Raw genomic sequence first — 13,259 nt, 5'->3', positions numbered from 1 at the left:
AGAAAGGATGTATTCATATGAATAATAAAAGTGACTTAGGCTTTCATGCTTTTATTCGAGGAATTATTCTCTTTGGTTTCGCGCTTTTAATTTTAGGGTTAATCATCTCGGATAATATCAAATACTATATTGCTCCAAAGATGATGCCATTTATCTACTTTTCTGTGATTGTATTTTTCCTTTTAGGGATTATTCAAATCTTTCGCAGTACACGTAAAGGCGATGCAGAAGAAGATACTGATTGCGATTGCGGGTTAGACCATCAAGTGTCTGGTCCTAGTTGGATAAAGGTGATTGTTTACTCAATCTTTATTTTACCGCTTTTAATGGGATTCGTTATTCCTGACCAAGCGCTAAATAGTAAGGTTGCAGCAAATCGTGGAATTATTTATGGTTCAGGTATGAACTTAGCAAAAACAGTTGATGAAGAGCAATCGGCTACACCAAAAACTGATCAATTTTTAAACGACCCTGAAGGATATTTATCAAGTTTAGAGGGAAAGGAAGAAGAGGAAGATATTGAACATTTCCAAATTGAAGACTTCTATGATGAGGATTGGTTTGGTGAGTATTACGATGAATTAATGGCTGATTTACTTAAAGAAACCGTTATTGAAGTTACTGATCAAAACTATTTAGATATTATGACCCTTCTTGATTTACATTTAGAAAAATTTATTGGTAAGGAATTAGAGATTACCGGTTTTGTGTTTCGTGAACAAGACTTTGAAGAAACTCGTTTAGTTGTTGCTAGATTTTCAATGACCTGTTGCACGGCTGATGCAGGTGTTTACGGAACATTAGTCGAAACAGCAGACGCTTATCTATATGAAAATGATATGTGGATTAAAGTTCGAGGTACAATTAACAAAACTGAATATCATGGCTACCAACTGCCTATTGTTCAGTTACGAGAGGTTACAGTTGTCGCTGAACCTGATTCGCCATACGTCTATCCAAGTTTTCGATAATAGCATAGCTAGACATAGAAGGGGATGACTGCTATCAGTCATCCCCCTTTTTTTATTGATTTTGTAGCAACAGTGCTACTTCATTCACATCTTTATCTCCACGACCAGAAATATTAATAATAATTAGTTGATCTTTGTTAAGCTTTGGCGCTTCTTTTAATGCAAACGCCACTGCATGGGCACTTTCTAATGCCGGGATTATCCCTTCAGTACGAGCTAACACTTGGAAAGCATCCAAAACTTCTTTTTTCGTGACAGTATAATACTCAGCGCGTCCACTTACCTTCAGGTAACTATGCTCAGGTCCAATCCCAGGATAATCTAACCCTGCTGAAATTGAATGTGTTGGCAGCAGGTTACCGTTTTCGTCTTGAAGAACTAAGCATTTAAACCCATGTAATACACCTGGAGTACCTTTTGTTAAACTTGCCGCTTCTTCAGGCTCAACCCCAATTAAGCGAACCTTTTCATCAGCAATATATTCGGCAAAGGCTCCAATCGCGTTACTACCACCACCGGCACAAGCAACGACTAGATCAGGTAAACGTCCTTCCTTTTCAAGTATTTGTCGCTTTGATTCTTTACTAATTATAGCTTGAAAATGCCTTACTATAGAAGGGAACGGATGCGGTCCAACTGCAGAGCCTAATAAATAAAACGTGTTTTCATAGTTTGCCACTAAGTCATTTAAGGCCTCATCTACAGCATCTTTCAAGCGCCCTTGACCTTTATGGACTGCAATGACTTTTGCTCCTAGAAGCTCCATGCGAAACACATTGAGCTCTTGGCGCCGTATATCCTCTGACCCCATATAAATAATACATTCCAGCCCTAACATCGCACATGCTGTCGCTGTAGCGACTCCATGCTGTCCTGCACCGGTTTCTGCAATAATACGGTGAGCTCCCATTCGCTTCGCAAGTAAGATTTGTCCAATTACATTATTTATTTTATGAGCACCGGTATGATTTAAGTCTTCACGTTTTAAGTAAAGCTTTGCACCGCCTAATTTTTCTGTTAATCGTTTGGCATAGGTGAGTGGATTTTCTCGACCAACATAATCTTTTAAGTAGTATAAATACTCTTCATTAAACTCAGGATCGTCTTTATACGTTTCAAAAGCTTCTTCTAGACGGTCCAACACTGGTTGCAATTGTGGTGGAACAAAACTACCTCCAAATTCACCAAAATACCCTTTGACATTCACTGTCTCAACTTTACTCATCTCGTCTCATCCTCTCTAAACTAACTAAATTAATATTATCAAGCTAATCAGAAAATTTCAATCATTAATGTTTAATGATTACTTACGCCTAGACTATTCTCAACCTTTTTTGGGTACACAAGTTCTATTTCATTTTCATGCTTCATCAAATAATATTGAACACTATCTACCAGTGCAAGCCAACTTGCTTTTATGATATTGCCGGACACTCCAATCGTGCTCCATTTATCCTCTCCATCTGAGGATTCAATAAGAACACGAACTTTTGATGCAGTTGCCTCTGTTTCATCGAGAACACGAACTTTATAATCAGACAAATACATCTTTTTAATAAGCGGATAAAATTGCTCTAGACCTTTACGTAAAGCCTGGTCGAGTGCATTGACTGGTCCATTACCTTCTGCTGCTATAATAACCATTTCATTTTGAACGCATAGTTTGATTACCGCTTCAGTAGAAAATACTTCATTGCTATTTTTCTCAATAAATATTTTATAATAATCTAATAAAAAGTAATCTTGCCAGTTACTAAAACTCTTTTTCACAAGCAGTTCAAATGATGCCTCTGCCGCTTCATATTGATAACCCTCATGCTCTTTTTCTTTAATTGTTTCTAGTAATTTCTTTGAAGATGAGTTTTTACTATCAACACTGTAGTTCCATTCCTTTGCCTTAAACATTAAATTGCTTTGCCCAGAAAGTTCAGAAATAAGGACACGACGCTTATTCCCTACCACTTCAGGCATTATATGCTCATAAGTTTCGGGATGTCTCAGTACTGCACTTACATGAATGCCACCTTTATGAGCAAACGCACTCCTGCCTACGAATGGCTGATTACTAGGTGCTGCTTGATTAGCGATTTCATGGATGTATTTTGAAAGAGCGGTCAACTTCTTTAACTTATCATCGATCACACACTGGTAATTTAACTTAAGTTGCAAATTAGCAATTACAGAAATTAAATTAGCATTTCCACAACGTTCTCCATAGCCATTCATTGTCCCTTGAACTTGCCTAGCTCCAGATTGAACAGCAGCTAGAGAGTTAGCCACAGCAACCTCTCCATCATTGTGACAATGAATCCCGATATTTACTTTTACTTGACTACAAACGTCTTTTACGATTTCTGCAATTTCGTAAGGTAATGTACCACCGTTTGTATCACATAAAGCAATATAGTCGGCCCCAGCCTTCTCAGCCGTCATAATTGCTTTTAAAGCATACTCCCTATTATGTTTAAATCCGTCAAAGAAATGTTCAGCATCAAAAATCACTTCAAGTCCTTTGTGCTTTAAAAAGCCAACGGAATCTGCAATCATTAGTAAATTTTCTTCTAGAGTCGTCCGCAGCGCTTCTTCCACCTGAAAATCCCATGTCTTTCCGAAGATCGCTACTGCTTTCACTCCACTTTCTATGATTTTTTGAAGATTTTCATCTTCCTCAGCCTTTACTCCGATTTTCCGAGTACTTCCAAAAGCTGTTATTCTTGAATGCGACAGCTCCAATTTTTGAACTCGTTCAAAGAATTCCATATCTTTTGGGTTACTACCCGGCCAGCCACCTTCTATATAATGTACGCCAAGTTGATCAAGTTTTTTGACAATTTTTAATTTGTCATCTACTGACAAACTCACCCCTTCACCTTGGGTACCATCACGTAGGGTTGTATCATAGAGAAAAACTTGTTCTCTCAAGCTAATTCCTCCAATTCTAAGTTCGCTTTAGTAATTTCAATCGCTAAAATCTCTCTGATAATGGATAAAAGTATATCACAGCTCATTTATAATTTCTATGTATTTTCTAAAAAATTAAAATATATCGAATATTTAGTAAAGAAAATAATCATTAAAACAATCGCAATTAGACTGTAATTTCATATAATGTTTAACAACTACAAAAAAATTGCCTTAAGGAAAGAGGTGAACAAGCATGAGAAAAGAAAAGCATATTCCTAAACAATCTCTTATTAACTACACCGAATTGCTGTACAAGTTAAAATTGTTCAGTATTGAGGAAAAAAATGAGATAATTACAAAAATTACTAACAATCGCAGACAAGGTAGATGAAAAATTACCCTTTACTGGATATATTACGAATAAAAATTAAAAATAATTCAAAATCATTCGTAAAATACTATTCTTATAAAACAACTTGTGCTATAATCACAAATACAAACAACAACAAATAATTTAATCTCGTATAATAGCAGGGATATGGCCTGCGAGTCTCTACCGAATTACCGTAAATAATTCGACTACGAGTGAATGCTAGCTTAGCTGTATTTAGTGTACAGTTGGTTATTTGCTATTAAATTCGAGGGATAAGCTCGGATTCTTTCATTCACTCATAGTTTCTATGGGTAAATAAAAGAATCCGAGCTTTTTAATTTTTGTTGAAACTATAGGAGGAAGTGTAAAAATGAAGGAATTACGTGAAGCAATTTTAACTAAGGGTGTTGTTCTTTCCGACGGTGTACTAAAAGTCGACGCATTCTTAAACCATCAAATTGATCCAATCCTCGTTTCACTAATAGGCAAAGAATTTGCCAATAGGTTTAAAAATGATCGTATTACAAAAGTACTTACAATTGAATCTTCTGGTATTGCACCAGCCTTAGCAACTGCATTAGAGCTAAACACCCAGCTAGTTTTCGCTAGAAAGAAAAAATCTCTAACGTTAAGCTCAAATCTTCTAACCGCAAGTGTTCATTCATTTACTAAGAATGAATCAAATGAAATTACAGTATCAAAAGACTTTGTTAAAGAAGGAGATAACATCCTAATCATCGATGACTTTTTAGCCAATGGCGAAGCCGCGCTTGGTCTAGCATCTTTAGTCGAACAAGCGAATGCTTCTATTGCTGGCATTGGTATTGTCATCGAGAAATCATTTCAACCAGGCCGTAAAAAGTTAGAGGCTGCAGGCTACCGTGTAGAGTCACTAGCCAGACTTTCTTCTCTTGAGAATAAAACAGTTCACTTCCTTTAAGATGAAAAAATGATTAGACGGCTTTCATGTCCAAACAACTATTAATGTTAATTAAATTTAATTATAAGGAGATAATCATGTCTACAAATCAAATTAATTATCCATGGTACAAAAAAGAAGATACTGACGCATTCTTTGCCCTTTTTCAAAATAATCTAGCTAACTTCGTCATTATTGCAGTAACTATGCTTGGGATGGGTTTTCCAGCTAGTATTGTTTTTGGAAAGGTAATTCCTGGTGCAGCTGTGGCCGTAATGGTTGGGAACTTATATTATGCTTATTCTGCTAATAAACTTGCGAAAAAAGAAGGCCGTACAAATGTTACCGCGCTTTCCTATGGAATTAGTACTCCCGTTATGTTTGTCTTCTTATTTGGTGTTTTGGGACCTGCTAATGCCTTAACTGGTGATCCAGAATTAGCTTGGAAAATTGCTCTAGCGGCTTGTATGTTAAGTGGATTAATGGAAATTTTACTTAGTGCAACTGGGAATTGGGTTCGAAACAATATTCCAAGAGCTGCAATGCTTGGAGCTCTTGCTGGGGTAGCATTAACATTTATTGCAGGTGAAATGTTATTTAGAACGTTTCAAATGCCTGTCGTTGGTTTGTTTGTTTTAGCCGTAATATTAGTAGGTCTAGTCGGTAAGGTTGCTTTACCATTTAAAATACCAGCTTCATTATTCGCAATTATTATCGGTACTGTTTTAGCATTTTCGCTAGGTTACTCTGAAACTTCTAAAATTACTGAAGGACTTGCTAATTTTGGTTTTTATCCAATCCTACCTACCTTCGCAGCTTTCGAAGGAATGGGTCTTCTATTTGGGACGATGATTGCTCTACTTGCAGTAATTTTACCGATTACGATTTATAATGCTGTTGAGACAATGAATAATGTTGAAGCAATGGCAGCTGAAGGTGATAGCTATGATGTAAGAGAGTGTCAAGCAGTAGACGGAGCAGGGACAGTTATTGGGACTTTATTCGGCGGTATGTTCCCAACGACAGTTTACATTGCTTCTGTAGGTTCTAAATGGATGGGAGCGGGACGTGGCTATAGTATTCTTAATGCAATCGTTTTTGGACTTACAGCTATGTTTGGCGTAATTGCTGCTTTATCTGCAATAATACCAATCTCTGTAGTTGCACCTATATTAGTTTTTGTTGGTATATCAATGGTATCGACAGCATTTCAAACAAATGAAGCAAAGTATTACCCAGCAGTTGTATTAGCTATGCTTCCATACTTAGCAAACTTTATTATGTCTCGCTTTAATAATTCAGCAGGAGAGGCTGTGGCTAATTTTTCAAGTGCAATTGTTCCGCTTGGACAAGGAGCTATGTTTTCGGGGATCATCTTAGGAGCAATTACCGTTTTTATTATTGATAATAACTTTAAAAAAGCTGCTCTATTCTCATTTATCGGAGCAGGGCTATCGTATATTGGTTTAATGCACGCACCGAAACTTACTTTCGGTGCAAACAATGACTTTATGCTTGGATATATTGTTATTGGAATTTTCTTTAGTATGTACGCATTGAAGAAGAATACATCATTAGTCTCAAGCGACTTGAACTCTGAAAAACGAGCGGCTTAAATCTCTAAAAAAAAGTGTCAGTTATCGACAACAGGATAACTGACACTTTTTTTAATAAATATATCTACTCTTCATAAATCATCTTTCGGGTCATACCACCATCAATGATCATATTTGTTCCTGTAATAAAATCATTTTCTTCAGCTGTTAAGTACAAACAAGCATTGGCAATATCTTTTGGTTTCCCGACCCTTCCAGCAAAATGCTGTTTATGGTCACGCTCGCGTAAATCGTTGTAATCCCCAGTTTCAATCCACCCTGGACTAATAGCATTAACCTTTATGTTGTCTACATTTAATGAAGCTGCAAGAGCGTGGGTCAACGCTAATATACCACCTTTTGAGGCTGCATAGGCTTCTGAATTAGGTTCAGACATTAAAGCTCTCGTTGAAGAAATATTTACAATTGCTCCGCCGCCGCATTCTTTCATTGATTTTGCAGCTTCTCTAGAACATAAAAATACACTTCTAAGATTAATATTTAGAATATTATCCCAATCTTCGACCGTTAATTCATATGGTGATTTCCACTTAGAAATACCGGCATTATTTATTAGGATGTTAACTTTTCCATAGAAATGATTAATACTTTGAAAGAGATCTTCAATTTGTTTGGGATCTCTTAAATCTGTATTAATGTATAACGCCTGACCACCTATTGCCTTAATTTGCTTTGCTACACTTTCGCCTTCCTCATAATCGTTATCAACTACAATGACTATGTAATGTCGCTTCCCGTAATTTATTGCGATTTCTTTACCTATACCTTTAGCTGCTCCAGTAATAACTACTACCTTCTCCTCCATCAACATCTCAATCCCTTCTTACATTCTTCAATAATATATTGTTCCAAAATGACATAAAATCGATTTTGTAATCATTTTTATTGTAAAATAATCCTGTCTCTATAATAATAAAATAAAGGAGTGATATAAATGATCATTAAAGTTTTCGCTAATTTCCGAGAAATTTGTGGTGGTAAAACTGTAACTTTATCTATAAATGACGGACAACCAATCGTTTTGATATTAGATCAACTTATTGAGAGATATCCGTTAATGGCTGAAGAGATATTCACTGAGGAAAAGCTTGTAAAACCGCATGTCCATGTATTTATCAATGGTAGAAATATTATCCACTTAGAAGGGCTAACAACCCCAGTGAAAGTAACAGATCAAATTGCCTTATTCCCTCCTGTTGCAGGTGGTTAAATGCACGAGAAAAAATTAGAAATTCGGGGAATCAATAGAAAAGAACTTACTACTTATTTACTTCAAATCGGTGCTACAACAAATAACAATTATAACTTTGTCGGAGATAATTGGTCTTGTCAGGTTTCTGAAGAAGATCATTTCCACATGTTTCAATCCTTAATTCCTAAGGTAAAATTAGTATTCCATACAAGTGATCTAGACACTTTATCGAAAGTTATTGATAGCTTTAGAAAAAAGACATTCAGAGCTGGTGGGTAAATCCCAAACCGCATTTTTATTATCTAACTAAATTAATATAGAACCTACTGCGTTCATTTTTCTAGACTATAAAAGAAAGAGGATGACTCAGAATTAGAGTAGCAATCACCCCAAGTGCAATATAGAATGAGAATCTTATCTCTAATCTATAAATCTTTACAACTTGAGGTGAGCTACGCAATGAGTCACCCTCTCTCGATTAATTTTAAGCTCCTACACTTACTTCTATCTCAAGTTCTTTTAATTTTTGCGGAGGTACTACCCCGTTCTCCCAACCACGTACTTCATTGTATTCTTTAAGCATTTCCGCTAAGTGACTAATAGATCCTGCCGAATTACCAGTTGCAGGCTCTGTTAAGAAACGTTGAGGTAATGTATCGTCTTTACCATCAAAACCAGCTTTGTTGTTAAAATATCTTTCAATATTATAAACCCTTTCACCGATCGTCATGATGTCGTCGCCAGTTAATTCTATTCCTACAACTGCAGAGTATTGTTGTGCGTAAAGATCTGCATTTTCGGAGAATGATGAGAACTTACACAAATCAAGAGAATCTGAAAATGCGTGTAAGTCTTGGAATATCTTTAACAGTTCACCCTTTCCTTCTACTTGAAAACGGTCAACAGCTTCAGGAATTCCAGCAATCTCAGCAGCAATTGTGTAACCTCTTAAATGACAAGCCCCACGGTTACTAGTTGCATAGGCTAAACCAATACCTTGAACTCCACGGGGATCGTAGGCCGGAATTGCTTGGTTCTTTACAACCATCGCTAGATTTGAGTTGCCAAATTTAGTGGCAGCTATTCCAGGACCTTCTGCTAAGATGTCACCAATTCCATCACGGCTGATAATCTTGTCAACCCAAGCGATCATCGTATCAACGTCGCCCCATTCAATCTTATCGTCAATCAAACCTTTTTCAAATGACTCCATAGCTACCGAGAAGACATGACCCAATTCGATCGTATCAATTCCATAATCATTACATTGGTTGATTAAGTATGCAATTGCTTCTTTATTAGCAGTACCACAGTTTGCACCTAATGCCCAAGCTGACTCATACTCATAACTCTCTGTTCTCGTTTGGTATTTTCCTTCTTTTACCTCAACTTCCTTCTTACAGGCGACTGGACAGGCATGACACGTTGGCTCAGCAACTAAGATTTCATCACGGATTGCTTCACCACTAATTAGGTCTGCATCTTCAAAATACGTTTCTTGTGAATTCTTGTATGGAAGCGCACCAACCTCATTCATAATATTCATTAAGACGTTTGTACCATAAACAGACAAACCACCTTTATTCGGAGCCGTTAAAGCGCCTTCATTTAATGCAGTTAAGCCCGCTTTAATGGCATCTGGATATTTTTCCGGTAAGGCAGGTTGTGGCATATTTCCTTTTTGAGTTGCTTTTATAACGATTGCCTTTAAATTTTTGGAACCTGCTACAGCGCCTGTTCCACCGCGGCCAGCTGCACGATCGTCTTCATTCATCCAACCAGCATAACGAACTAATTTTTCGCCACCTTGCCCGATCGCCATTACACTTGTATCTTTTTCGCCATAAAGCGCTTGTAATGCGTTTATAGTTTCACGTGTTGTTTTCCCCCACAAATTAGATGCATCTTTCAATTCAACTTTCCCATCTTCTACATATAAATAAACTGGATTTTCACTTTTCCCTGTAAAAATTAAATTATCAAAACCAGCCCACTTTAATCGTGCTGCAGTCCAACCGCCCATATGAGAATCAGTAACAGTCCCTGTTAATGGCGAACGAGTTACTGTACAAAGCCGCCCACTCATATGAATTCTTGTACCTGTTAATGGACCAGTCATAACCGCTAGCATGTTTTCAGGAGAAAATGGTTCAGCATTGTAAATTTCGTTATCTACCATATACTTAACCCCTAAACCCCTTGCCCCTACATACTTCTTTACATCATCTTCATTCAGTTTGCGGTATTCGATTGTACCTTCAGTTAAATCTACCCAAGCTTCATGATTACGATAACCACCTAGTTGCATGAAAAACCCTCCCTAAAAATTATTTGTATAAAACAATTTACTATTTCTACATATTCTTGAAAATATCCTCTTTTTTCAGTAAATCATTTGCGTTACACTAGATTTAAACTATGCTTATATTTACTATTAAATATTGTTCAATAGAACAGTAGGGAGAGTTTCAAATGGACGAATTTGTTAACAGGTATTCACGCCAGCTACTTTTTTGGCCTGAGGGAATCGTTAGTCAGAAGAAATTAGGAAGCAAAACTGTCACGATTATTGGAGTTGGAGCCTTAGGTACTGCACTTGCTAACCATCTTGTCCGTGCGGGGATCGGCGAACTTAGAATTGTCGACCGTGATATCGTCGAAGAAAGTAATCTCCAACGGCAAATGCTCTTTGATGAACAGGACTCCCGTGACCACATCCCAAAAGCGGTTGCAGCAAAACAAAAGCTTAGTTCAATAAACTCTCATGTAAAAATTCTTCACTTCATTGAAGATGTAAATGCCAGTAATATTGAATCTATTGTAACTGGTTCTGATTTAATTTTAGATGGTACTGATAATATGATGGTAAGATTTCTTATTAACGACATATCAATAAAGTTAGATATTCCATGGATATATGGTGGGGTTGTTCATTCCCGTGGAATGACAACTACGATTATTCCAAACAAAACTCCTTGTTTTCGTTGCTTATTCCCAATTGCCGATATTGGTCATGGAGATACATGTGATACTGTTGGTGTATTAAGCACTGTCGTTCATATTATTGCATCCTATCAAGCAACTGAAGCTTTCAAACTACTCATTGAAAACGATGAGTCTATCCGTAAAGAAATGGTTCAATTAGATGTTTGGAACAATGACTATGATGAATTTCCTTTCCAAAACACCTTAAACGAATCTTGTCCTTGCTGTCAAAAAAGGAAATTTGAATTTTTAGAGACTGATAGAACAAACCATCTTATATCAGCATTATGCGGCCGTGACTCGATACAGGTCACACCAATGAAAGGAACGGTTGAAATAAATATTAACGAGATTTTTAAGCGTTGGAAAAAGCTTGGTAAAGTAGAGAAAACTCCTTATTTACTTAGGTTTACATATGAACATTACCAACTTTCACTATTTGAAAATGGCCGTCTTCTGGTGCAAGGAACTACTGAACCTATGATCGCTAAACGCCTCTACTCTACTTTAGTTGGCGAATAAGATAGGCACAATTTTAAATTACTACTTATCCCTTTGTTCCATTTCATTTTGCTGTTGCATAAATTAAAGCAAATGTTTTGAAAGGGATTGAAATAATGAAAAAGTTGACTTACACTGACATGATTGCTCACCTTGGAATTAGTAGTGCTCATCCAGGCGGATCTGCATTAACAAAGAATATGTTCGCCACTGAAACCATTTTACCTGAAATGAAAATTTTAGATATCGGGTGTGGTACTGGACAAACATCAGCATACTTAGCAAAAAAGTATAAAGCTGAAATTATTGCTATTGATGCTCATAGTACGATGATTGCAAAAGCAAAAAAGCGCTTTGAAAAGGCAGATCTAGATATTAAAGTAATCAAGGCTAATGCTGAAAAGCTTCCATTTACAGATGAAATTTTTGATTATATCATAGCAGAGTCTGTCATTGTCTTTACAAACTTAACTTTATCATTGCCAGAATGGGCTCGCGTCTTAAAGAAATCTGGGAAATTGTTATCAATAGAAATGACTGCAGAAGATGTACTTACAAATGAAGAAAAAAAAGAAATCTTTGATGTTTATGGAGTTAAAAAGATTTTGTTAGAAGAAGAGTGGAAAGAGCATTTTCTTAAAGCTGGTTTTTCAAAAGTTATTATTGAAAAAGATAATGAGCAAAGTAAGCAGCAGGTCATAGCTGATAAAAATGATCCATCTAGTTATATTGACCCTAAATTATTTGAAATATTACAGGCACATACCGATTTGTTGCAGAAATTCCAAGGACGTTTGGGTTATCGAATTTATCGATGTATTAAGTAACAAAGTCAATACAATTTCGGGAAATTTGTGGGTAAATTAGGAGAAATCTAGGGACAAATGATCCTATTAGTATTTCTATAATTTCTCCTGATTTCTTATTTACTTGCATTAAGGCTTTCTGCTTTATTAATTAGTTCATTAGAGATAACGCTTGCGATGTTTCATTTATTTCGTTAATTGAGTCTACGATATGGTTTAGTCATTTTTATTATGCGAATAAAGCAAGGTTATCGCCGTTCTCTTGTTGGGTAAAGAGCAATATAGAACCTATTAATTTGTGTCCAACAGTCCGACCAAATTGTTGAAAAAGGTTATTTTAGGAAGAAAGTAGATTTCAATTAAATAGATAAAATCCTGATTTGGAGGGTTATTAGTGGGTAATATCGATAAAAGAAATCGGTTAGACGAAGCTCCATTTAGCTACAAGGTTACTAAAAATACTACTGTTCTTATCGATTATAATGGAAAACAAGTAAAATTACTAAAAGGTAAAGACGCTGAAAAATTATTAGAGAAAATAAAAATTGCTGAAGATGAAAAAGCAGTTCAACTGATATTGGCAAAGATAACAGGAAATTTTAAAAGAGGAAATGAACGTATTGTGAACTCAAAGAATTCGTTGAAATCATAAAAAAGTTATTATTCGTAATAAATGTGTTTTCTGCCTAGCAACGAAGCTACTGACCTCAATCACATCATGAGTTACTTCTTAGAACTGACATCATGCAGCTTTGCGCCGAGGAAGCATGCTTCGAAGCTCCACTAGAAGACACAGGCGCACACTACTTATTACTACGGCTAAATAATTTTTTAGATGACAAAAAACACACTTCAAATGAAATGTGTTTTCTGCCTAGCAACGTCCTACTCTCACAGGGAAGCTACTGACCTCAATCACTTCATGAGAAACTTCATTGATTTCCTTCGTGCTGCTTTGCATCGAGGAAGCACACTTCGAAGCATTACTAGGA

Annotated in this window: 12 protein-coding genes and 1 riboswitch; of the genes, 8 read left to right on the top strand and 4 right to left on the bottom strand. The window is 36.3% G+C overall.

Features of this window, described 5'->3' with window-relative positions; genetic code table 11:
- Positions 1–17 precede the first annotated feature (17 nt).
- The gene (locus ACK4M9_RS20160; RefSeq protein WP_409854493.1) at positions 18–971 is read left to right on the top strand and encodes a TIGR03943 family putative permease subunit; all 954 of its coding nucleotides are present in this window, start codon (positions 18–20) and stop codon (positions 969–971) included.
- Between the two features lie 52 nt (positions 972–1,023).
- On the opposite strand, the gene trpB is transcribed toward ACK4M9_RS20160, so the two are convergent.
- Complete coding sequence (trpB, locus tag ACK4M9_RS20155) at positions 1,024–2,196, bottom strand: tryptophan synthase subunit beta (protein WP_409854492.1); 1,173 nt, start codon at positions 2,194–2,196, stop codon at positions 1,024–1,026.
- Between the two features lie 71 nt (positions 2,197–2,267).
- The gene (cimA, locus tag ACK4M9_RS20150) at positions 2,268–3,893 is read right to left on the bottom strand and encodes a citramalate synthase (protein WP_409854490.1); all 1,626 of its coding nucleotides are present in this window, start codon (positions 3,891–3,893) and stop codon (positions 2,268–2,270) included.
- A 482-nt stretch (positions 3,894–4,375) separates the two neighbouring features.
- Positions 4,376–4,477, top strand: a riboswitch (purine riboswitch).
- A 141-nt stretch (positions 4,478–4,618) separates the two neighbouring features.
- Here cimA and ACK4M9_RS20145 point away from each other — a divergent pair.
- On the top strand, positions 4,619–5,188 hold the full coding sequence (locus ACK4M9_RS20145; RefSeq protein WP_409854488.1) for a xanthine phosphoribosyltransferase: 570 nt from the start codon (positions 4,619–4,621) through the stop codon (positions 5,186–5,188).
- Positions 5,189–5,265: 77 nt separating this feature from the next.
- Positions 5,266–6,783, top strand: coding sequence for an NCS2 family permease (locus ACK4M9_RS20140; RefSeq protein ID WP_409854486.1), 1,518 nt, complete (start codon positions 5,266–5,268; stop codon positions 6,781–6,783).
- A 64-nt stretch (positions 6,784–6,847) separates the two neighbouring features.
- On the opposite strand, the gene ACK4M9_RS20135 is transcribed toward ACK4M9_RS20140, so the two are convergent.
- Positions 6,848–7,594, bottom strand: a complete 747-nt coding sequence (locus ACK4M9_RS20135; protein ID WP_409854485.1) for an SDR family NAD(P)-dependent oxidoreductase — start codon at positions 7,592–7,594, stop codon at positions 6,848–6,850.
- 123 nt (positions 7,595–7,717) lie between these two features.
- On the opposite strand from ACK4M9_RS20135, the gene ACK4M9_RS20130 reads away from it, so the two are divergent.
- On the top strand, positions 7,718–7,993 hold the full coding sequence (locus ACK4M9_RS20130) for a ubiquitin-like small modifier protein 1 (protein ID WP_409854484.1): 276 nt from the start codon (positions 7,718–7,720) through the stop codon (positions 7,991–7,993).
- Positions 7,994–8,254, top strand: coding sequence for a MoaD-like domain-containing protein (locus ACK4M9_RS20125; RefSeq protein ID WP_409854483.1), 261 nt, complete (start codon positions 7,994–7,996; stop codon positions 8,252–8,254).
- Positions 8,255–8,459: 205 nt separating this feature from the next.
- Here ACK4M9_RS20125 and ACK4M9_RS20120 read toward each other — a convergent pair whose 3' ends face one another.
- Positions 8,460–10,283, bottom strand: coding sequence for an aldehyde ferredoxin oxidoreductase family protein (locus ACK4M9_RS20120; protein ID WP_409854482.1), 1,824 nt, complete (start codon positions 10,281–10,283; stop codon positions 8,460–8,462).
- Positions 10,284–10,447: 164 nt separating this feature from the next.
- Here ACK4M9_RS20120 and ACK4M9_RS20115 point away from each other — a divergent pair, with 164 nt between their 5' ends.
- From ACK4M9_RS20115 to ACK4M9_RS20105, 3 genes are all read left to right on the top strand, one after another.
- Positions 10,448–11,482, top strand: coding sequence for a ThiF family adenylyltransferase (locus tag ACK4M9_RS20115; protein WP_409854481.1), 1,035 nt, complete (start codon positions 10,448–10,450; stop codon positions 11,480–11,482).
- Positions 11,483–11,577: 95 nt separating this feature from the next.
- On the top strand, positions 11,578–12,288 hold the full coding sequence (locus ACK4M9_RS20110) for a class I SAM-dependent methyltransferase (protein WP_409854479.1): 711 nt from the start codon (positions 11,578–11,580) through the stop codon (positions 12,286–12,288).
- 373 nt (positions 12,289–12,661) lie between these two features.
- Positions 12,662–12,919: a hypothetical protein gene (locus tag ACK4M9_RS20105; protein ID WP_409854477.1), complete on the top strand. Its 258-nt coding sequence runs from the start codon at positions 12,662–12,664 to the stop codon at positions 12,917–12,919.
- Positions 12,920–13,259 lie beyond the last annotated feature (340 nt).

The sequence above is a fragment of the Anaerobacillus sp. genome (genome assembly GCF_046314235.1).
Taxonomy (GTDB): domain Bacteria; phylum Bacillota; class Bacilli; order Bacillales; family Anaerobacillaceae; genus Anaerobacillus.
This window is presented reverse-complemented; position numbering and strand designations above follow the sequence as displayed.